The organism is Pleomorphochaeta sp. DL1XJH-081 (genome assembly GCF_049310885.1).
Classification (GTDB): Bacteria; Spirochaetota; Spirochaetia; order Sphaerochaetales; family Sphaerochaetaceae; genus CAYZJV01.
In genome coordinates, this window is record NZ_JBMDYO010000004.1 from 220,096 (window position 1) to 242,922 (window position 22,827).

Consider the following 22,827-nt stretch of genomic DNA (forward strand, 5'->3'; position numbering starts at 1 on the left):
ACTCATTTGCTTATCCGCTCCCCATTATCGATGAAACTATCCGAAAAAGCGACATACATATATACATCCTGGTAACCAAGGAGATTCGACCGGTAATAATGACGAAGCGGTCCTGCCTCCAGTTCCATACCAGCTTTCTCCATCACCCTTCCAGATGCAGGATTCTGAGTAGAATGGCATGCCTCAAGTCTATGAAAACCAGCAATATCAAAGGCAAACCGAAGAACGGTTCGCAAAGCTTCTGTTGCGTATCCTTGATTCCAGACATCCTTGGCTAAACAATACCCTATCTCGCCTCGGTTGTCATGAAGGCTCGTTATTTCTATTCCCATTGATCCTATTACACGTAGATCATCCCTTCTTTCTATCGCCCAGTGGAAATTCGGAGGATTTTCTGAATCTCTCACCCATCGCTTTATGATCTTCTCAGATTCTTGAAGAGAGTCATGGGCTTCAAATCTCAGATATCGGGTAACATCGACATCGCTTGACCAAGAAAAGAGTGCCGCAGCATCGTCGTTTACAAATGGGCGCAAAATCAATCGTTTTGAGGTAATGATAGGAGAAGCTATACGTTTAATCTCGGTATCGATCATGCCCAATCATGGAAAATCTTTGCTGTGATGTCAATAGAGACGAAAAAAAAGGAGAACAGGATAATACTGCTCTCCAATATATTCTGGGGGATGCGGGATTTGAACCCACGACAGCCTGCTTGTAAGGCAGGAGCTCTCCCACTGAGCTAACCCCCCGTTGATCATAACGAGACTGAAACTACCATAGACGCGGAGATTTTGTCAACATGGTCAGATGTTGGTCTTTTAATTTTTATGATATACTCTCGCCATAGTGAAGAAATCGGGAGGATTATATGGACTTTTCCCTATTGCATCCAGCCGACCAATTGGTCATGATCATGAATAGGATCTACACGAGAGGAATGACCACCACCAGCGGAGGAAACCTCTCGATACGTGACAATTCTGGAGATGTTTGGATAACTCCTGCCGGTATCGACAAAGGTACTTTGACGAGAGGAGATATCGTACGTGTGAGAAAGGACGGAACCGTAGAGGGAGAACATGCTCCCTCTTCTGAACTACCATTCCATATGGCGGTATATCGATCGAGACCAGATCTTCATGCAGTGCTTCACGCGCATCCTCATGCCCTCGTAGCATTCTCTATTGTGCGCAAACTCCCCTCTCTTTCATTGTTTCCCTCAGTAGGAAGATCCTGCAAAGGAATATCACTTGCCGCTTATGATCTTCCCGGAAGTGATCGTCTTGGGGAGAAGATTGCCAATCAATTCGCCGCTGGAAGCGATATCGTTCTTTTGGAAAACCACGGATTGGTGATCGGTGGTGAATCTCTTTTCAGGGCATTCATGATATTTGAGACATTGGAGTCGAGCGCAAGGTTGGAAACGATAGCAAGAAGGCTTGGAACAGTTCGAGAGCTTAATCCTAGCCAATTGTCTCTCAGTGAAACAAGAAGCCACCTCACCATGGATGATATTGAATTCAATACCCGTTCTACCGAAGAGCTTGCCGCAAGACGGGATATGGTCACGCTGATTCAACGGTCTTACACACAAGGACTGTTCAATGCTACGAATGGAACCTACTCTGTCAGATTATCTGATGGATCGGTGCTGATTACTCCTTACAACAAGGACCGTGCCTACGTACAAGTCGAAGATATTGTGAGGGTGAAGGATGGAATGAAGGAGAGGGGAAAAACCCCTTCACGAGCTATTTTGCTGCATGAAAGAATATATAGCAGACATCCTGATATCAAAGCCATTTTAGTTGCCCATCCAATCCATCTCATGGCATTTGCGGTTACCGATGCAGTATTCGATCCAAGGACCATCCCTGAAAGCTACATCCTGTTACGGGAAATTCAAAAGATACCATTCGAGACCATCTATCAGGATATCGATAAGATTGCGGATCTCATCAATCAACGTACACCTGCCCTTCTAGTCGAAAATGATAGCATCATAACCACTGGAAATTCTCTATTGCAGGCTTTCGATAGACTTGAAGTTGCAGAAGCCACCGCTACAAGTCTTTACCTTTCCCATTCCATCGGAGATGTAGTACATATTAAAAAAGACCAGATCAAGGAATTAAATAAGGCTTTTGGACTCAATTGATCAGTCAATATCAAATAGGAAAAGGTGACTTTTTCGCTCTTTTACCTGCCATGCAAAGATCCCTTCATGTAGAGGAACCGTATCTTTAGATTTCCATTCCTTCATATGAGTTATATACAGGTGACGAAGATCAATCGAAATATCTTTTTCGGAATCGGATCTGTTTAGCATGATGATCATTCCTTCAGATCGGTATATCCGTGAGAACACTACCGTAGTATCGTCGTACCATAAGGTATGCCAATCACCATATGCGAACAATGGTGAGTCTTTTCTCAAATTTCCCAATCTTCGGTAGAGATCGACAAAGCGTTGGTCCCATTTCCGCTTATTCCACTGCATGGGATACCGTGCACCTTCGTTGCTACCAATAGTACCATCGAGTCCTATTTCATCGCCGTAGTATACACTCGGAACTCCAGGAAGAACAAACAACAGCATTACAATACCTTCATAAAGATTCCAATCGAAAATCCTTTTATGATTGTGAAGCCTCATAGTGTCGTGAGAGTCAATAAGATTGAATTGCCGGGGAATTAGCTGTTCCGGAATAGAAAGTAAGTGTTGTGCTATAGCATCGGAGAGTTCTTTTCCGGTCAGAGCTCTCCCCGTTTCATCGGAATGTCCCCAATTACTCATTAAATAAGTATCCTGTTGCCCATACCACCTGCGTAATAATCTACCACTACCAAAGTAATTCATAGCAGAATCCCACTGGTCACCTTGGATATAGACAGACGCATCCTCCCATGCCTCTCCAATAATATAGGATTGCTTATTAACTTCCTTTATGGCACTCCTGACCTCTTTCCAGATCTGATGACAAAATTGATCTTCCCCTCGCCTGCCAGTGTCGGTTCCCACATCAAATCTCCATCCGTCTATGGAAAAAGGTGGTCGGAGGAATTTCCGCAAGACAGAGTCATTTCCTCTATACATGATATGTCGGAGTCTATCACTTGAATAATTCAGTTGGGGAAGCGTATGTACATTTTCCCAATAGATGAAGTTTCCAGCTTCATCCCGATAATAGAAGTCTGCTTCATGTGAATTGGGATCTTTTTGAGCCTTCTTAAACCAGGGATGTTCGATCCCACTATGGTTTATTGAAATATCTACTATTATTCTGATACCGGCGTTATGCAATTGTTCAGAAAGATGAGCCAAAGCCAGATCACCCCCAAGATGTTCATCAACATGAAAGAAATCGGTACAATCATATCGGTGGTTTGTTTTCGCGGAGAATATCGGATTCAGGTAAACCGCAGTAATTCCCATATCGAGTAAATGATCTATTGATTGCGCAATCCCCTTAAGATCCCCATTGTAGAAATCAAGACACCATCCATCCTCATACGCCGGCGGTACTTCATCCACGGATAATTCCCTTGTATGATGTCCATCAAATATATATTCACCGGTTCGTACGCCAAGGTCCGGATTCATACCAAGGAACCTGTCAGGAAAGATTTGGTAGAAAGTCGATCCTGGAACCCAATCATCGGTCTCTAGTTCTGTATCGACACCATACATAGTCGCAATGGAAGGATGAAAAGATAATAGGCCTTTTCTTGTAGCGAAAAACCATCCTTGTGGAGTTTCTAACTGGAAGGAAAAATACCAAATCCTCTCATTCGAAGGAGGCACGCTTGCTACAAATATTTTTCTTTTACCGACCACATGCTGATTAGTCGGGAAGTGGTATGATTTACCATCCAATACGGAATGACAAACAACCCGAATTACAGGAGCATCATGGACCATTTTCAGACGAACCTCTGTAGCTACCCCTTTCTGTACGGGGAAGGGCTGTATAAATTCGTCAGTAACCGAACATCTGATACTTCCAATCCAAGGTTCCATAAATCACCTATACCTAGTAAAAAGAAATTGACCGGTCTAGAAAACCGGTTTAACATAAGTATGGAAGATAGGATTTGAACAGTCAAGCGACCTTTCTTCGTTACGATTAATTTGGGGTCCAAGGGAATTTCTACGCTACATCTATATCTATCATCCCTATTGTCATAATCTTCCATTTCCTGCAAATATACAGGATGAAAGGAATCACAAACGGAGCAAAAAAGTCGTAATGAATCGTACAACCAAGTCGGCTGTAACCGAACAACACAAAGGTTTTCTCAAACGATTAGATAAGTTCGAACCCGAACTACGTTCTCTCTTTAATTCTTTGTATGGGGAGAAAAGTTTTGGACGAGTATTGGATATGTTACGTCTGAAATGGTCCGCTAGACCCGATTCTATGTTGGAACTCGATGAGGTACGAATAGCAAATCCTCATTGGTACCAGGATTCGGATATGATAGGCATGATGCTCTACGTGGATAACTTTTCCGACACCTTTGCCAGCATGCCTGCGAAACTAGACTATCTTGAAGAACTCGGCGTCACTTATCTTCATGTCATGCCTGTTTTTTCCATGCCCGCATCATTGAATGACGGTGGCTATGCGGTAAGTGATTTTACCTCTATAGACGAGAGATTTGGAACAAATGAAGAATTTGACCGTTTCACCGAAGCATGCCATAGCCGCGGTATTAGTGTTTGTCTCGATTTCGTCCTTAACCATACTTCTGATGAGCATGCCTGGGCAATTGCTGCACGTGAAGGCGATCCTGAATTTTCATCACGATATTTCATATTCGAAGATCGCACCATGCCCGATGCCTATGAAGCAACAGTAAATGAAGTTTTTCCGGTTTTAGCCCCAGGCAACTTCACCTACAATGCCCATATGGAGAGCTGGGTACTCACAACCTTCAACCATTATCAATGGGATTTGGATTATAGAAATCCTATCGTATTCTTGGAAATGGCAAGTGCTCTTCTTCAAATGGCTAATCGAGGAGTGGATATCTTCCGTTTTGATGCCATCCCCTATATTTGGAAAGAATGGGGAACCAATTGTAGGAATCTGCCGCAAGTACATTCCATCGTTAGGATGTTCAGGATTTTTTTGGAGATTGTAGCTCCAGGAGCGATCATCAAAGGTGAAGTCGTCATGGCTCCGAAGGATGTCGCTCCTTATTTCGGAACTGAAGAGGCTCCTGAATGCCATCTTCTTTACAATGTTACACTTATGGTCGATCTATGGAATAGCTTAGCGACACGAGATACAAGAATGCTAGGCTCTCTTGTTGAAGCCATCCCAGACAATATTCCCAGTGGAGCATGCTGGGTCAACTATGCAAGGTGCCACGATGATATCGGATGGGGTTTCAATGACCAGAAAGCTAGGGAACTCGGCTTTGATCCATTCCAGCATAAACGGTTTCTTATCAATTTTTACCTTGGAGCCTTCCCCGGTAGTTTCAGCCGAGGGGAACTTTATGAATCTGACCCGAAGACTTTGGATGCACGCAACTGCGGTACCTGTGCGTCTCTTTGTGGATTAGAAAAAGGCCTGCTTGAACGGGATGAATACCAACAGGAATTGGCAGTCAAAAGAATCATACTATTGCATACCTTCTGTATGGCGGCGAATGGTATCCCTGTAATCTATAGTGGAGATGAAATTGGCCAATTAAACGACTATTCATATATCTATGATATGCATAAGGCACGTGATAGCAGGTATCTCCATCGACAAAAATTCGATTGGGCAGCTGCAAGCCGGAGAAACGATCTTAGTATTCCCGGTTCTCAGGTTTTCTGGAAGATCCACCGATTCATAAATATACGGAAAGGACAACGTCTGATGGGATCTTCAAACAAACTCACTACAATAGCGACAGATGATATTGGAGTGATCTGTATGCTGGTAAATCCCCGACAAGCCTATCAGAGAGAGGATGCCCTCGTAGTCTTCGCGAATTTTACTGAATTTCAGAAAACAGTAACAATCGATACCTCCAGCTATGAGTTGTTACGGGATAATGCATGGACGGACCTAGCCCAAGGCAAGCATGTACGTCTTGCCGGTGACCCGATCATACTCGGTCCCTATGAAATCCTACTCCTAACAAGGAGTACCTGAGATGGATGATAAAAGACCTAAGGGAAAGCGAGTAACCATTAACGATATCGCGAGAATCTCTGGATACTCCAAGACCGCAGTCTCATTTGCATTCAATGATCCTTCAAGAATCTCTTCAAAGACCTGTGCAACCATACTCAAGGTAGCTGAGGAACTTGGGTATTATCCCGATCCTCTTGCCAGAAAATTTTCTTTGCAACGTCATGAAAGTATTGGGTTCCTTCTCCCCCAAGATATACACTACTCTTTCCAGAACCCCTATATTATGCAAGTGGTTGAAGGAATCGGTAGTGTGTGCCAGCAGTACGGAAACACGCTTACCCTTATTCCACCCATTAACGAGAGTGTAATCGAAGCTGTTCGCTGTGCTGCAGTGGATGGGCTGATCACTCAAGGCATGAGTATAGAAATGGAGATACTTGAATCCATCAGAAGAAGAAATATTCCATTTGTCACTATCGATGGGATTCCATCATCAGATATGCCATCCATTACGATCGATGACCATGAGGCAGCCTGCACCATGATGTCGAAAGTCCTCGAATATGGTCATACGGAAATCGCTATTATTGGTTTGTCTGAAGTATCCTATGATAAACATGCTACCGAAACTATCCAACGTGCTCGACTGGAAGGTTATAGAAAAGCATTGAGACAATACGGACTTGATCTCAATTCACCGTCGATTAGACTTCATACTACCGAGACAACCCTAGATGAAGGTAGAAATATAGCAACTCAACTTTTGGAATCAGATAGGCGCCCTACATGTGTCGTTTCCATGAGCGATATCGTAGCCATCGGGTGTATCCTTCAGTTCACAGAAAATGGAATAGCTGTTCCTGCTGAAATATCGGTCGTCGGATTTGACAATATCATTGAGGCATCCTATATACTCCCTCCATTGACTACGATAGACCAACCAGCCGCCGAGAAAGGGAGACTGGCTGCGAAGATGCTCTTTTCAATAATTCATGGCACTCCACCAATTGAGAAACATGTGACTATTCCCCACAAAATGATTCTCCGCGAATCACTTGTAAGAATCTAATTATTTTAATCGAAAATGTTGACATAACAATCGAGATACGCTTACAATCACATATGAACGTTCAATCATATGTTAATATAAAAGTGAAAGGTAACCATGACAATTGAAAAGACATACATGATAGAAGGAGTCGATTGCGCTGTCTGTGCAGCGAGAATCGAACAAGCTATAAACAAAGTAGACGGCGTACGCTCGTCACAGATCGATCTTCTTCAAAACCGCCTCCATATTTATACAGGTGATGAAGAGGACTCGTCATTTTCATTTGATGATACCATCAGGAACATAGTTTCAAAAGAGGAACCGGGAACCAAGGTTTCATCGATACTTGATGAACCTAAAGAAATCTCTACCGAGGGGTCCCCTCTATCCCGGTTTCTCCGAGCCTACGCTATTCCACTCCGGATAGTACTTGCCGCTGTTTTAGTGATATGCTCACTACCTGTCGGAGATTCTTCTCTTGCATTCTTTTTAACAGCTATAGCCTATGGCATCAGTGGATATGAGATCGTCTATAAAGCAATCCGCAACTTGTTCCGTGGTAATATGTTCGATGAAAACTTTCTCATGACACTAGCTACAATTGGAGCTTTCGCCATCGGCGAATATACCGAGGCTGTCGCTGTAATGGCATTTTATCAGGTTGGAGAATTTTTCCAGGACCTTGCCGTAGATAGATCACGAAAATCTATCGCCAAGTTAATGGATATAAAACCACAATCGGCAACGGTAATTCGTGATGGAAAGCAAATTACTGTAAAACCTGAGGATATAACCGTAGGTGATGCTCTCTTGATTAGACCGGGTGAGAAAATACCTGTCGATGCAGAGGTAACATCTGGATATTCCTCATTAGATATCAGTGCTCTTACTGGAGAATCCTTACCAAGGGAAGTCCATAAAGGAGATCCACTCATTAGTGGATCGGTAAATGGTTCTGGTGTATTGCATGCGAAGGCTACTAATCGGTATATCGATTCTACTGTTGCCTCCATCCTAAAATTGGTTGAAGAATCGAGTCAAAAGAAGGCAAAGACAGAACGCTTTATAACAAAATTCGCAAAATACTACACCCCAATTGTAGTGGTTTTAGCAATCTTAATCGCAAGTATTCCTCCTCTAGTCGGTTCTGGATCCTTTTCCACATGGTTGTACCGGGCTCTGGTCTTCTTAGTAGTATCCTGTCCCTGTGCACTTGTGATCTCGGTTCCATTAGGATTTTTCGGTGGTATCGGAGGGCTGGCCAGAATGGGAATCTTAGTCAAAGGTGGTAACCATATCCAGACACTCGCAAAGACCGGCCATGTCGTTTTCGATAAGACGGGAACCATCACTAAAGGAACCTTCTCCGTAGATAGCATCATCGTTTTCGACTCAAGTCCATATACAGAGGAACAGATAATCGGATTCGCAGGAGCTGTAGAAGCAAATTCTCACCACCCTATTGCAAAGGCAATCAGTACCTATGCACTCGCTAAGGATATCCATCAAACCGGCGTGGAGGTTCAAGAGATCCCTGGAAAGGGCATGCGGGGCATAGTAGATGGCATTACCGTAACCGTAGGCACCGATTCGTATATGGATGAAATCGGACTCTCATCAGATTCAGGCAAAGAGACCTTCGGTGGTCCTTCGGTACTTGTTTCTATAGGAGAAGCATTGGCTGGACGAATCATTCTATCTGATACCGTCAAACGAGAGAGCAGTCAAACGATCCGTCACCTAACAAATCTGGGAATACAGCGTATTTCCATGCTCAGCGGAGACACCAAAACAGCTGTATCAGCAGTAGCCCGATCAGTTGGCATTAATGATTTTTATGCTGAGCTACTTCCGCATGAGAAGATTTTACATATGGAAAGGATGATGAAACAGAAAAAGTCCCAGGAATCTTTACTATTTGTGGGGGATGGCATAAATGATGCACCGGTCCTAGCAAGAGCCGATATCGGGGCATCCATGGGTAGCATGGGATCGGATGCGGCAGTTGAAGCTTCCGACATGGTGATCATGACCGATGATCTTTCAAAAATTCCACAAGGAATTGTACACGCACGTAAGACTGTCTCCATTGTTACCCAAAACATCATCTTCGCGCTCTCTATCAAAGTGCTTGTTATGGCTTTAGGTACCGTTGGTATAGCGACTATGTGGCTAGCAGTTTTCGCTGACACGGGAGTAGCACTATTAGCGGTCATGAATTCTTTACGTGCATTGAAATATGATTAGAATACCACTATCTTTATCCTCAGCTTGTTTTATGCTATGATTTCTCACTGAAAGGGCTGAGAAACTGCACTAAAGGAAATTATGGAATGGATGACACGTTAATTAGAAATATTGGCATTATGGCACATATAGATGCTGGAAAGACTACCACGACTGAAAGGATCCTCTTCTATACAGGGGAAAACCATAGGATTGGTGAAGTCGATGATGGCCAAGCCTCCATGGACTTCATGGAACAGGAACAGAATCGTGGAATCACTATCTCTTCTGCAGCAACTACGTGTTTTTGGAAAGACCATAAAATAAATATTATCGATACTCCCGGCCACGTGGACTTTACTGCAGAAGTCGAACGTTCACTGAGAGTTCTTGATGGAGCCGTGGCTGTCCTATGCGGAGTGAGTGGTGTCGAACCACAAACAGAGACAGTCTGGAGGCAAGCCGATCGTTATAAAGTTCCACGTATCATATTTGTCAATAAAATGGATCGACTTGGAGCCAATTTCTATGATGTCGTACAGGAAGTTGAGAAGAAGTTTGCAATAACACCCGTTCCCCTCTATTTACCTATCGGAGCAGAATCAGAATTCAGCGGAATCATCGATCTAATCGGGAATAGGAAAATCACCTTCGAGGTGAATGACCAGGGAAGCAGTATGAAATTTGATCCCGTCCCCCAAGATATGATCGAACTGCGGGAGACTTGGTATGAAAGACTGATTGATGCTGTGGCATCACACTCCGATGAAATAACCGAACTCTACTTCTCAGGGGAAGACATCCCTCGAGAAATGATTATTAGCACTCTTCGGAAAGCTACCGTAGCACGCCAACTGATACCGGTGTTTGTTGGTGCTTCATTGAAGAATATTGGAGTCCAACCATTGCTTGATGGGATCGTGGAACTATTGCCCTCCCCTTTGGACATTCCTCCGCTTAAGGGAATCTCGGTGAAACATGGAAATGAAGTTCCTGTAATCCATGATCCTGAAGCCCAGCCTTTGGCTCTCATTTTTAAGATCCAACATGATCGTGAAGCTGGCCCTCTCTGCTTCGTACGGGTATATTCGGGAGTTATCAAGAAAGGTACAGCAATTCTTAATATCTCAAAGAAAAAACGTGAACGGGTAAATCGCCTAGTCCGGATGCATGCCAATAGACCTGAGTCGATCGACCAACTCGCTGCAGGAGATATTGGAGTAATAATCGGATTTAAGAATGCACAGACCGGAGACAGTATCGGTAGTGAAGGAGCTCAGATCCTTCTCGAAAATATGAATTTCCCTGAACCAGTCATATCGGTCGCTATTGAACCTAAAACTATGAGTGACCAGGATAAGCTCAAATCTGCACTACAGATACTCACTCAAGAAGATCCTACATTCACGTGGAAAGAGAATGCCGATACAGGACAATTAGTCATTTCCGGTATGGGAGAACTTCACTTGGATGTATTAGTCTATCGGTTAACGAAAGAGATGAAGGTCGACGCCAGAGTCGGTAATCCACAGGTCACTTATCGTGAATCCATCTCCCATGAGGTCACGAAAACTGAACAGTTCAACAAGATTCTTGCAGGCAAGGAACACGCTGCGACTGTTACACTTACCATAAGACCACTTTCGACAGGAAGTGGTGTAAAATTCACATCTAAAGTATCACCCAAAAGTCTCCCTGAAGAGATGTTGGATGCAATCAAACGGGGAATCCAGAACTCAATCAATTCAGGCATCCGTTATGGCTATGAAGTAGTGGATATTGAGACAGTACTCGAGTCGGTTACCTACTCTGAAATCACCTCGTCTTCCTTTGCCTTCGAGGCTGCTACCGCAATGTGCTTTGAGGCTGCAGGCAGAGATGCAATGCCTATTCTCCTTGAACCGATCATGAAGGTAGATATTGTAGTTCCGTCCCAATATGTCGGCGAAGTGATGGGAAGTCTTACTGCGCGTGGTGGACTAATCAACAGTATGGAGAGCCGTGCTACTGCTGACCATGTTATTGCAAAGGCCCCTCTATCGCAACTATTTGGGTATTCTACGGTATTGCGTAGCTCAACTCAAGGAAGGGGTACTTTTACCATGGAATTCTCGCATTTTGCCAAAAAATCCTAGCCGAAACCAATAATTGTTTGACAGATTGACAGTATGGATTTACCATGTTCTTTGAATATCAACCGATATTCTTCATAGGAGGACATATGAGCGTATCCAGTACTGATTTGAGGAACATTGCCATCATTGGCCACAACGGTACCGGGAAAACCTCATTATTGGAACAGATTTTGTTTCAAAGTGGTGTGGTTTCCCGGGCAGAAAGCATCGATTCGGGAAAGACTACCAGTGATTATACGGAAGAGGAAATCGCTAGACAGATTTCCATCCACACTGCAATCGCCAACATCTCATTCGAAGGAAAATCACTTACCTTTTTGGACACTCCAGGAACTGCTGACTTCATCGGAGAAGTCATAAGCGCATTCCGTAGTTGCGAAACTGCCCTCATGGCAGTTGATTCAAGAGACGGTGCCCAAATTGAAACCATTAAGCTTTGGAAAAGGCTTAACGACCGTAACAAGCCCCGTGCAGTATTCATGAATAAAATTGACCGCGATAGGGCCGATTTTTTTGCTGCATTTACTAATCTGAAAGAGACACTTCCCGCAACCTATGTTCCCATTACTATTCCCATGGGAGTTGGTGATGGATTCAAGGGTGTGATAAATCTCATAGAAAGAAAAGCCTACACGTTCAATGCAAATGGCAAAGAGACGGTGGGGGACATTCCATCTGAGTTTAATGACTTATTTGAGGAGTATGAATTGCAGCTCATTGAGGCTGCCGCTGAAGGTGCTGATGATCTCATTGAGAAATATTTCGACGCTGGAACCCTGACTCCAGATGAAATTCGCAGAGGTCTCAGGGAAGGATTGCAAGACAATCGTGTAGTCCCCGTATTTGCCGGAAGCTCTTTACTCGGTTCGGGAATCTCCAGCCTATTGACATTCATCAGGAATAATTTCCCCTCCCCTGTTGGAAAAACCGACTTCATTGTCACCGATGGAAAAGAGAGTGAAATCACCATCGATCCTGAAGGAGAAGCCTCAGCATATGTCTTTAAGACTACTATTGACCAATTTTCGGGAAAACTTTCCTGTATAAAAGTGGTTAAAGGAACTATTGCGGGAGATACCGATTTGACCAATCCTGAGTTGGGAAAGAAAGAACGCCCAGGAAAGGTCTATAAGCTGGTCGGAAAAAAGTTGGTCGAAGTCGATAGCTTAACAGCCGGCGATATCGGTGTCATAGCAAAGAGTAACATCTGCTATACCAATGCAACATTGGTACATGGAGATGCCAACTATCAATTCTTACCCTTGCGTTTCCCCAGTCCCATCTACTCGTTGGCCATCCAAGCCGGAGACAAGAAGTCAGAGGATAAGATGAACGATGCCTTGCATAGGATCATCGAAGAAGATCTTACTTTCCAGACCTCGTTCAATGAGGAGACGAAGGAATCCACGGTACGTGGAATGGGTGAGCTACATATCAATATGATCCTGGACAAGATCAAGGAAAAACAGAAGATCTCCATTAATACGAAGTTACCTAAGATAGCATATAGGGAAACCATCACCAAGAAATCCGGAGTGGTCGAATATGCCCATAAGAAACAATCCGGTGGACATGGACAGTACGGAAAGGTACTTATCGAGATCGAACCGTTGCAGAGGGGAGAATACTACTCCTTCACCAATGCGATAAAGGGAGGCTCTGTATCCAAGGGATATATGCCCGGTATCGAAAAAGGACTCCAGGATGCTATGCATGAAGGATTCTTGGCGCACTATCCATTGGTCGATATCGGTGTGACGATCGTTGATGGAAAAGAACATCCGGTCGATTCTTCCGAAATGGCATTCAGATTGGCAGCCAAAGGAGCTATGCGGGCAGCCATCGATAAAGCTGGTCCAGTGTTACTTGAGCCCTTCATGAAATTGTCCGTTTACATCGATGACAAGTATTTGGGCGATATCCTCAGTGATCTCAGTGGTAAACGAGGACGTGTACAAGGCCAAGAGGATATCGGTGGCGGAATCCAGATGGTAAAGGCAGAGGTCCCCCAGGCAGAGATGCTCAACTATGCAATTGACCTCAAGTCCATGACGAGTGGAACAGGTTCATTCGAAATCGAGTTTGACCACTATGAAATGGTCAGTGGTCGCATTGCGGATGATGTCATCAAGGCTGCGAAGGCTGCCTATGAAGAGGAGAATGCCTAACAGGCTCATTCTTCTCAAGCATAGAAACAATAGGCCGTCATAAGAATTCTTGTGACGGTTTTTTTTACTTTTTCTCTACCCAAACTTCACTGATACGATGGTTTTTTCGCATGCCCTTTTCCTCGAATCCTGTGGTAGGACGCCACGATCGTGGAGGAGAGAATCCATTATGTGGATTATGTAAGGAATCGATCTGGGAAAAGACATCGAGCATTTGATATGCGTACTCCTCCCAATCTGTTACACAATAGATATATCCGTTTGGAGCTAATTTTTGAGCTAAAAGTTCGGCGAAAGGTGTTTGTACCAATCTACGCTTATGATGTTTTTTCTTTGGCCACGGATCAGGAAAGAAAATATGGAAGCCAGCGATAGTTCCGTCGCCAATCATCTTTTCCAATACTTCGACTGCATCATACCGCATAAGACGGAGATTCTGTATATTTTTGAGCCCTGCGGCAGACAAGAGTTTGGAAAATCCATTGAGAAATACCTCAATCCCGAGAAAATTCGAGAGCGGCATTTGTGTAGCTATACGCTCAGTAGTATGTCCCATGCCGAAACCGATCTCGATGATGACAGGATTATCGTTACCATAGATAGCATTGAAATCGAGAACCTTCTCTTCAAATGGAATAACAAAACGATCCGTATAGAGCTCGAGAGCCTCCTTCTGGTACGATGCAAGCCGAGACCCTCTCAAGACAAAACTCTTAATGCTGCGTTTACCATCCACTGCTAGACTATCTACCCTATCTGTATCGACACCCATGAAACCATTCCTCCCATTACATCAACCGTTGTAATGTTTCCAAAATAAAAAGTGACTTATCCTTCAACGATACCGCGTCAGTCTTTAGTGTAAGAACATTCATCCTGCGTTGGTCTATTCCGATTTTTCCATTACCTAAACGGAGCAATTCCATGACCTTATCAATCGCAATATCCTTAACCTTACCAAACTCTATAGTCACCATACCGTTACGTTCCTTCAGATGGTTGATTTTGAGTTTCCGGCAGATGATTTTTAGCTCTGCAATATAGAGGAGGTTTGTCACAACCTCAGGCGTTGGCCCGAAACGATCTTCTAATTCAGCTGTCAATCCTTGCAATTGCGCATCGCTGGAAATAGAAGCTATCTTTTTATATACATCAAATTTAACCGACGGTTCAGCGATATAGGAATCGGGAATGAAACCTGAGTAGTCGAGTTCGAGGAATACCTCCCTAGACTCTTCCAATGAACCTTCTTTCATTAATTCTGCAATAGCTTCATCCAATATTCTCAAATACATATCTAAACCAACTGAGGCTAGCTGTCCACTCTGTTCCCGACCGAGAAGATTTCCGGTTCCACGGATTTCCATGTCCTTCATGGCTATCTTGAAACCACTTCCTAATTCAGTATGTTCTGAGATGACCTTTAATCGTTTAACTGCAATCTCACTAATTGCTGTCAATGCAGGATAGAATAGATAGGCATAAGCATCTTGATCACTTCTTCCAACCCGCCCCCTCAATTGATAGAGTTGTGATACTCCGTATCTATCAGCCCTATCGATAATGATGGTATTAACATTTGGAATATCTATGCCATTCTCGATCAATGTGGTGGAGACCAAGACTTGGATTCCCTGGTGAATGAATCGTCTCATGATGTCTTCGATTGAATCCGGATCCATCTGACCATGGATTGATTCCACAAGAACCTCAGGAAGTTCCTTGTGCAACATTTGAACTACCTCGTCCAATGTATTTATCCTATTGTGCAGATAGAAGACCTGGCCTCCTCTGGATAGTTCGTAACGGATAGCCTTCACAATAGTGGAAACATCGAATTCCTTAATCACCGTCTTAATCGGCCTCCGCTGGATTGGAGGAGTAGTCAAAAGGGACATATCACGGATTTTCAACAATGACATATAAAGAGTGCGGGGTATAGGTGTTGCAGAGAGTGATATGGAATCGATATTTGCCTTGAGTTCTTTTACCCGTTCTTTGTCCTTTACACCAAAACGTTGTTCTTCATCAACTATCAGGAGTCCAAGATCTTTAAAGAACACATCTTTTTGCAAGATCCTGTGGGTCCCGACAAGAATATCGATCCCTCCTTCCTTGAGACGTTTCAGAATCTCTCTTTGAGTCTTTTTGGGAACGATGCGGGAAATTACTTCCGCTTTTACAGGGAATTGGCCTAAACGACGCATCAATGTCTCGTAATGCTGTTCAGCCAAAATGGTTGTAGGAGCAAGAAAGGCGACCTGTTTACCGGCCATTACAGCCTTGAAAGCTGCCCTAAGAGCAATTTCAGTTTTTCCATACCCTACATCTCCGCAAACCAGGCGATCCATGACATGATGGCTCTCCATATCTTGTTTGATATCTTCTATGCAAGTGAGTTGGTCCTCAGTCTCCTCAAATGGAAATGATGCCTCAAATAGCATTTGCCAGTCGGTATCTTTGGGAAACGGATACCCTTTGCTACTTTTTCGTCTCGCGTACAGTTGTATCAGACGTCCAGCAAGTTCTTCGGCAGACTTCCTTGCTTTTGCCTTTTTGGTCTCCCAACCCTGGCCACCCAATTTATCCAGTCTCGGTGATCCACCTTCACTTCCGATATACCGCTGTATCAGATTGGCTTGCTCGATGGGGACGAAGAGTATTTCACTGTCTGCGTAGGCAATTTTGATATAATCACGCTCTTTGCCAGACATGTTGATACGATCAATCTTCAAGAATTGCCCCACGCCATAATTGACATGAACAACATAGTCTCCCTCATTGAGGTCAACAAATGAATCCAATGGGGATGTCTGGACCTTATGGAGTGCCTTAACGACCTGTTTTCTCCGTCCGAATATCTCATGATCGCAGATTGCAACCATTTTTTGGCTTACAATAGAAAAACCACCACTTATTTCGAGATCAATAATACTGAGTTTTTCAAATTGGCTGAGCATATTGTTCAACCGTTTTCGTTGAAGTTCAGACCCAGCGTAAATCGTCACAGAATAACCATTATCGAACAATTGCCTAAGATGCTCTTTGAGCATGACAAAATTTCCAAAGAATGAGTGTGGTCCATCGATATCGAATGTATAGGTATCCTTACGTTGGCCTCTAACCTCCATCAATACGGAGCCATATTTCCATCCATGAAAGAATTTGGGATAATCGAACAGTATTTTATCTGGTTTAGGCGATTCTCTATCTATAAGGAATGCTTCCCGATATAATGCCTTTGCTTCCACTAAGAGGGAATGAAAAGAAGTTTCTAGCCGCTCCTGGCCAAGAAAGAACAGGTAATCCTTTTCATCGATATAGGCTCCGATATCCGATGTCTCAATTTCCTGTTGTTCCTTGAGAATGGTTACTACGATATGCCCTAAGGTCTTCAAAGTATCCTGGCTTATTGGATCGAACGCTGTGATCTTCTCGATTCTCTCCCAATCGCCATACAGGCGAATAGGAAAATCACTATCATAGGGAAAGAGATCGACAACCTCGCCATGAATGGAAAACTCTCCAGGAACTGCGGTACTCGGTGAACGATAATACCCACCTTCGGCCAAATCATTTGCAATCTTACTGGGATCAAAACGGTCCCCAACCTTCAATTTCATTTCCGAATCCTGCAGTGAATGCAGGGATACTACTGGAGAAACAAAAGCACGGAGATGTGTCACTACGATACGTGAAGGATATTCCAACATAGCTGCCAAAGCTTTCAGCTGGGCATATTCACGATCTGACCCCTCCCACGGACTGTATAGACGTTTGCCGTTAGAAGGGAGGTAAATGAATGGCGTCCCAGAAGTCTTCAGATCCTTGCATAGTTGGGTTGCTGCAATCTCTGTTGGGCAGAGAGCCCAAACCCGTTTGGAAAGCGACCGTGCATACACAGAAACAGCCTCGGAGAGAGGATACCCCTCCAGGCCTTCAATATACTGACGAATGGAGCAATCCCTCTTGAACGCCTTGTATGCGTCTGTGCTTTTGATATAGGATTGCACAAGCGGACCAATATGTTGTTGCATAACCGCACATACACTATCATAGAGAGGAAAGGTGTTCAATGGATGCATTTGATCGTTTGGCGCTGTTGTTGCAAGAAATGGGAACATACGCATGCGAAGCCCAGGCCGATATTTCCCGCAATTATAAAGATGATGGTTCTGTATTGACCTCTACTGATATGAAGATAAACGAGACGGTTGCGAAGGAACTTTCTAGACTATTCCCAGAAGCTAATGTTGTTACTGAAGAGGCTATCCAACCTTTCGATCCCGATGCAGGGCTCACATTTATCCTTGATCCGATTGATGGTACAGATGTCTATAGCCAAGGCCTTCCAGGATGGTGTATATCCTTGGGGATCCTAGGTAAGGACCGCAAACCTATTGGAGGCATGGTCTACGCTCCCAGATGGGGCTTGAGTAGTAGCGAGGGGCTTTTCTTGCGCCAAGACCCGGGTAAACCGCTTATGCTCAATGAAACCGAGTTCACCCCACGTCTTGCAAATCGCGAACTGGAACAGATAGCGATGGCATCACATGCGCCAAGGCATATTTCGATCAAGAGATTCGATGGGAAAATCCGTTGTTATGGTTCCAATATCCTACACATGGTCTCACCTCTCATCCATCCCCACATCCAAGGTTCGGTATCGGTACCGTGTTTTGCTTGGGATATCGCTGGAGCCCATGCATTGTTGCTTTCCCAACACATGATTGTTGAATATGCAGATGGCTCTCCATTCCTTTACACCGATGCTTTGCTAAAGCAAAGGAAACCGTTCAAAGGAATTGTCTTGGCTGGGACAGCAGAAGCTGTACAGAAAATGAAAACGCTATTCATTGATTGAGTATTACTGAGAAATGATTCCCTTCTCATGCCACTTCCTCGCCAAATAGATGAAAGGTGTGTCCAGTGTAGCAACTAACCATTTCAGTACATATGTGGTCACCATGATCTGCCATAATACTTGCCAAGAAAACACGCCCCAAAATGCGATGACGGTAAAGAGCACTGTATCGATAAGCTGGCTTACCATGGTACTTGCATTATTCCTAAACCATAGCCAGCCCTTTCCAGGAAACTTCTTCTTCCAATAGGCGAAAGCGTTGATATCATGGAATTGTGAGGCTACGTATGCTACGAGACTCCCCAGAGCTATCCTTGGCATGATTGCAAAAATTGTGGTCAAACTCTCTTGAACAAAATCGGATGGAGCTGGATTGAACAACAAGGCGAGATTCATAAGGATTGTCATGGTAACCAGAGAGAAGAACCCGATGGCGACTGCCCTTGTAGCATCCTTCTTACCATAACATTCGCTTAAGATATCCGTTGCGAGAAAACTGGTTGCATAGACAATATTTCCCAATGTCGCTTCCAATCCAAAGAGAACGACAGTCTTGGTAACTTGAATATTGGCAACTATTACAGAAATAGGAATCCATACTAAAAGACCGACCCTCCCCCATAACCTGAAAGCTACCATAATAGCTATGAAGTTTACGATGAGCATGATTGCCCAGAACAATTCATTCAATGGATCACCTTCCCCAATTCTTCTTCACGAGGAGCATCGACCGATAGGATCAATGCCTTATCTCTTTTCACTCTGTACGTATCACACACTTGGTCAAGCAGGTTGTCACGAATAACGCTGATCACTGTTCCATGGAATGATTTAAGAACCTTCTTATAAATTTCATGAAAACCCGTGCCTTGCATCTCAATAGGTCCGATTTCATCGAATATGATATAATCCGAAGTTGCCATAAATTGTATGATTTGGTTCTCCGCCCAAACAAAAGTCTGCGGATCATACCAGAATCTACCGAATTTTTTCCAGTCGGAATGTTCTTCCATTGATAACAATAGACGAACCTCACCGGTTCCCTGATCGCTTAAAATCCATTCTCTTTTCTCTTGATTAGGTAAAGGTAACACTTGTACGACGCCACCGATGGCATAGCCCGCAGAATCCAGCCGCGAACAGAGAGCATAGAGCATAGTGGTCTTTCCGCTATTGGTCGGACCTGTGATGATAATATGTTTCGGATGGGACATCATGATCCTCCCAAGAAACTTTGTAGTACGGTAAAGGCATCCATGGAATCTTCTCTCCTGATTACGAAGGTAAGCTCATTCATGGTGGAAATGATTTCATTGACATTGATCTCTTCCCATGCCAGTTTCCGGACGGCTTCGTACACGATTCCAGGGGTAGACATAAAATCTCCGCTGAAAACAAGCGATAGAGCGACAAGGTCACCCATCCTATGTAGTACCGCTTCTCCTTGTATGCTTTTCTCGACTACTTCACGATACTTTTCACTGAATGAAAGGCTCACCTCATGACTACCTAACGTGACATTGAGAAAATCACCAGAGGAGGGACTTACCAAATTATAGAGTTCTCCCAACTTCCCCATTATCGTGTCACTACGAACAAGGTTAATATCGTAGATATTTGTTTTCATCATAATCTCGTAACGGAGTTCATAACTTTTTTGTTCAGTATCTTTCTTTCTTAATTCATCGGCATATCGTCTTATGGCCATTACAATGGCAGAGGATTTGACCTCTTTACCGTGCAATTCCTCAACCGTAGGTTTTATTGATGCTGCATAGTTGCTATAGCTTAGAATTCCTTGAATGAGCATCTCATAGAGAAACGGCGTTCTATCGATTATACGTTTAACTGAATTACTCACTGACTCCATAGGCACCTCTCTTATACACTCAATTCATGTTATTATTATCACGGTTATGATACTTTCACAATATTTTCATAACAATTATATCAAAATTCTGACAAAAGTGTGAATAATTTGCAAAAACTTCTCATTAGCACATTTTCTATTCTTCAATTTCATGCTATAGTATAATTTATCTTTCTAGAAGGAGATTTCCCATGTTGTGTCCGCATTGTGGTGATATGGATGACAAGGTACTGGAATCACGCCAAAACAGTAGTGGCTCAACGATTCGTCGCAGGAGGGAGTGTCTTTCATGTGGTTACCGATTCACATCCTATGAAAGGATTGAGGAAAAACCCTTTATGGTGATCAAGCGTGATGGAAGGAGAGAACCTTTCGATATCAAGAAAGTCGAACGGGGTATTAGGATCACCACAGAGAAACGGAATGTCAGTCAAGAAACAATTGAACAGGTTCTACAGGACATCGAAGATGAAGTCGTCCTGGCTGCTGGAACCAAACGCGAAGTGACATCACAAGCTATTGGAGAAGTAGCTCTCAGAAAGCTCTACAATATCGACACGGTAGCCTATATTCGTTTTGCTTCTGTCTACCGGGCATTCGACAATGTAGCTCAATTCATTGAAGAGATAGAACAAATAACCCATAACATGAAATAGGGTTATTTTACATCGAACCATTTCCCAGTTACCGACCGTTCTATATGCTCGTTCAAATGATCGGGTTTAAGAATCTCATTTGCACAATCCAAACAGAAATTATCACTCATTCCTGCCACATAGTCAAAAAGGATCCTATCGATATTACCATCATGGTCCATATAGGGTTCCCGCATTTCTTTAAGATGGAGACCGAACCCCGCAGCCAGCATGTTTTTTTCCTGCATATAGAGGGTTTCATCGAACCCATAGGAATCCAAAAGACCTTGTAGATAATCTACAATAAGTCTTAATAGTCGGGAAAAATACTTGCTATACCCCTCCAACATGGGAGAAAGATAGATATGACGATAGTTGAACTCTTTCATGATAAGCACAGCTTCGAAAATTGGTTCAGAAAAACAGATTCCCGTATCTGGAGTAGAAGTATCGATAAGATCATTTACGAGGGTATTAATGATACTGGCGTTAGTCTTGCCTAGACGTTCAACCACAATATCAGGGATTTCATCAGCCTCGATTATGGATAATCTACACGCATCTTCATAGTCTCTACCAAGATATGCTATTTGATCAGAGAATCGTACAACAGCAGCCTCCCAGGTCGAGGGGACGACTCCAACCCTAGTTCTCAGTCTGGATAAATTTCCATGGATGAATTCAGGTTTGACGATTCTCTCGAAACGTTCACCGTTATGGCTCGCGATACCGTCTCTTACAGCGTAGGTCAAATTGAGACCTTTCCCATGCTCAGCAAGAAAATCGACGATCCTCAAGGAATTCAATTCATGTTCGAATCCTTCGAACCCCCGTTCTTCCATGAGATCGGAAAGGATCCGTTCCCCTACATGCCCGAAGGGTGTATGTCCCAAATCATGTCCCATCCCGATTGCCCAAGCTAATTCCGTATCGAGTCCAAGCCCTCTACATACAGCAGAAGCAATCGAAGCGACATGCAATACATGTTCCATCCTAGTACAGATATGGTCATTGCTCGGTGCAAAAAATACCTGGGTCTTATGTTTCAATCTTCTAAAAGGTGAACTATGGATAATTGCTGTGGTATCACGGTAAAATTCGCCTCTTACATCGCTTACCCGAGGGTGTAGCCGTTGTTCGAGAAGAGTTCTAGACAAACCGTTTTCAAAAATCCGCTTCGTTCTCATGTAATCTCCTTTTCTATCCACATACTTCCCTATCGATAATCTCCATGGTATCATGTTCACCATGGTCATGCTACTGGTAGCAATAAGCACTACGCTCCTCTGTTTTCTCTCTGCCGCGGCCTGCCTACGGTTTCTTTTTTCTCGTCAAGGGTGGTTTTGGGTACTGCCTTTGGTCATTTCGCTCGCGTTCCTCTATATCAGCATAACTCCCCTATTCCAATTGGCCACAGGATTGGCAAGTGGTTCCTATCGGGTGGAGATTAGTCCCGACAGGAGTGTACGAGAGATCGTTCCCCTTATCATTGTCCTACTCTGGTATACAATGATCGTCACATTCCGTTATGCGTTGAAACTTGTCGTACCCGATAATAAACATCTTCTTGATACCATGAAAAATGTCAAAGAAGCGAATTACATGCAAAAAATTGAACTTCGTACATACCATAAGGAATCGGCACGACATATGAAAAGACAAATAAAGATCGAACGTGAACAAGCCGGTATCCGCTATCCGAGAAAATGGATCGCATTATTTGACGATCATGATTGAG

Annotated in this window: 17 protein-coding genes and 1 tRNA gene; 9 read left to right on the forward strand and 9 right to left on the reverse strand. The window is 43.6% G+C overall.

The window, feature by feature from the left end:
* Positions 1 to 2: 2 nt before the first annotated feature.
* Together ACODJP_RS09290 and ACODJP_RS09295 are read right to left on the reverse strand one after the other, a co-directional pair.
* Positions 3 to 596, reverse strand: coding sequence for a GNAT family N-acetyltransferase (locus ACODJP_RS09290; RefSeq protein ID WP_422480793.1), 594 nt, complete (start codon positions 594 to 596; stop codon positions 3 to 5).
* Positions 597 to 680: 84 nt separating this feature from the next.
* A tRNA-Val gene (locus ACODJP_RS09295) sits at positions 681 to 752 on the reverse strand.
* Between the two features lie 119 nt (positions 753 to 871).
* Between ACODJP_RS09295 and ACODJP_RS09300 the strand changes: the two genes are divergently transcribed.
* On the forward strand, positions 872 to 2,161 hold the full coding sequence (locus ACODJP_RS09300) for a class II aldolase/adducin family protein (protein ID WP_422480795.1): 1,290 nt from the start codon (positions 872 to 874) through the stop codon (positions 2,159 to 2,161).
* Here ACODJP_RS09300 and ACODJP_RS09305 read toward each other — a convergent pair whose 3' ends face one another.
* A complete protein-coding gene (locus ACODJP_RS09305) occupies positions 2,162 to 4,024 on the reverse strand; it encodes a glycoside hydrolase family 13 protein (protein ID WP_422480797.1) in 1,863 nt (620 codons plus the stop codon). It abuts the gene before it with no gap.
* Between the two features lie 229 nt (positions 4,025 to 4,253).
* On the opposite strand from ACODJP_RS09305, the gene ACODJP_RS09310 reads away from it, so the two are divergent.
* The 5 genes from ACODJP_RS09310 to ACODJP_RS09330 all read left to right on the forward strand — a co-directional run bounded on the left by ACODJP_RS09310 (position 4,254) and on the right by ACODJP_RS09330 (position 13,720).
* Complete coding sequence (locus ACODJP_RS09310) at positions 4,254 to 6,158, forward strand: alpha-amylase family protein (protein WP_422480799.1); 1,905 nt, start codon at positions 4,254 to 4,256, stop codon at positions 6,156 to 6,158.
* A 1-nt stretch (position 6,159) separates the two neighbouring features.
* Positions 6,160 to 7,209, forward strand: a complete 1,050-nt coding sequence (locus tag ACODJP_RS09315; RefSeq protein ID WP_422480801.1) for a LacI family DNA-binding transcriptional regulator — start codon at positions 6,160 to 6,162, stop codon at positions 7,207 to 7,209.
* 96 nt (positions 7,210 to 7,305) lie between these two features.
* Positions 7,306 to 9,438, forward strand: coding sequence for a heavy metal translocating P-type ATPase (locus tag ACODJP_RS09320; protein WP_422480803.1), 2,133 nt, complete (start codon positions 7,306 to 7,308; stop codon positions 9,436 to 9,438).
* 86 nt (positions 9,439 to 9,524) lie between these two features.
* Positions 9,525 to 11,552 carry an elongation factor G gene (gene fusA / locus ACODJP_RS09325; protein WP_422480805.1) on the forward strand — a complete coding sequence of 676 codons (2,028 nt, stop codon included), beginning with the start codon at positions 9,525 to 9,527 and terminating at the stop codon, positions 11,550 to 11,552.
* Positions 11,553 to 11,638: 86 nt separating this feature from the next.
* A complete protein-coding gene (locus tag ACODJP_RS09330; RefSeq protein ID WP_422480807.1) occupies positions 11,639 to 13,720 on the forward strand; it encodes an elongation factor G in 2,082 nt (693 codons plus the stop codon).
* 64 nt (positions 13,721 to 13,784) lie between these two features.
* On the opposite strand, the gene trmB is transcribed toward ACODJP_RS09330, so the two are convergent.
* Together trmB and mfd are read right to left on the reverse strand one after the other, a co-directional pair.
* The gene (trmB, locus tag ACODJP_RS09335; RefSeq protein WP_422480809.1) at positions 13,785 to 14,492 is read right to left on the reverse strand and encodes a tRNA (guanosine(46)-N7)-methyltransferase TrmB; all 708 of its coding nucleotides are present in this window, start codon (positions 14,490 to 14,492) and stop codon (positions 13,785 to 13,787) included.
* A 16-nt stretch (positions 14,493 to 14,508) separates the two neighbouring features.
* Positions 14,509 to 17,757: a transcription-repair coupling factor gene (mfd, locus tag ACODJP_RS09340; RefSeq protein WP_422480811.1), complete on the reverse strand. Its 3,249-nt coding sequence runs from the start codon at positions 17,755 to 17,757 to the stop codon at positions 14,509 to 14,511.
* Between the two features lie 38 nt (positions 17,758 to 17,795).
* Between mfd and ACODJP_RS09345 the strand changes: the two genes are divergently transcribed.
* Positions 17,796 to 18,584 (forward strand): inositol monophosphatase family protein, encoded by a 789-nt coding sequence (locus tag ACODJP_RS09345; RefSeq protein ID WP_422480813.1) that lies wholly within the window; start codon positions 17,796 to 17,798, stop codon positions 18,582 to 18,584.
* A gap of 3 nt (positions 18,585 to 18,587) precedes the next feature.
* Here ACODJP_RS09345 and ACODJP_RS09350 read toward each other — a convergent pair whose 3' ends face one another.
* From ACODJP_RS09350 to ACODJP_RS09360, 3 genes are read right to left on the reverse strand one after another with little or no spacing between them, the layout of a single operon-like run.
* The gene (locus ACODJP_RS09350) at positions 18,588 to 19,274 is read right to left on the reverse strand and encodes a queuosine precursor transporter (protein ID WP_422480815.1); all 687 of its coding nucleotides are present in this window, start codon (positions 19,272 to 19,274) and stop codon (positions 18,588 to 18,590) included.
* The gene (locus ACODJP_RS09355) at positions 19,271 to 19,798 is read right to left on the reverse strand and encodes a nucleoside-triphosphatase (RefSeq protein WP_422480817.1); all 528 of its coding nucleotides are present in this window, start codon (positions 19,796 to 19,798) and stop codon (positions 19,271 to 19,273) included. The genes ACODJP_RS09350 and ACODJP_RS09355 overlap by 4 nt, the downstream gene beginning before the upstream one ends.
* Positions 19,798 to 20,454 carry a DUF7523 family protein gene (locus ACODJP_RS09360; protein ID WP_422480819.1) on the reverse strand — a complete coding sequence of 219 codons (657 nt, stop codon included), beginning with the start codon at positions 20,452 to 20,454 and terminating at the stop codon, positions 19,798 to 19,800. Before ACODJP_RS09360 ends, ACODJP_RS09355 begins: the two co-directional genes overlap by 1 nt.
* A 191-nt stretch (positions 20,455 to 20,645) precedes the next feature.
* Here ACODJP_RS09360 and nrdR point away from each other — a divergent pair, with 191 nt between their 5' ends.
* Positions 20,646 to 21,110: a transcriptional regulator NrdR gene (gene nrdR, locus ACODJP_RS09365; protein ID WP_422480821.1), complete on the forward strand. Its 465-nt coding sequence runs from the start codon at positions 20,646 to 20,648 to the stop codon at positions 21,108 to 21,110.
* A 2-nt stretch (positions 21,111 to 21,112) separates the two neighbouring features.
* Here the strand turns inward: nrdR and ACODJP_RS09370 are convergent, their stop codons facing one another.
* A complete protein-coding gene (locus ACODJP_RS09370) occupies positions 21,113 to 22,276 on the reverse strand; it encodes a deoxyguanosinetriphosphate triphosphohydrolase family protein (RefSeq protein ID WP_422480823.1) in 1,164 nt (387 codons plus the stop codon).
* A 61-nt stretch (positions 22,277 to 22,337) separates the two neighbouring features.
* Between ACODJP_RS09370 and ACODJP_RS09375 the strand changes: the two genes are divergently transcribed.
* Positions 22,338 to 22,826, forward strand: coding sequence for a hypothetical protein (locus ACODJP_RS09375; RefSeq protein WP_422480824.1), 489 nt, complete (start codon positions 22,338 to 22,340; stop codon positions 22,824 to 22,826).
* Position 22,827 lies beyond the last annotated feature (1 nt).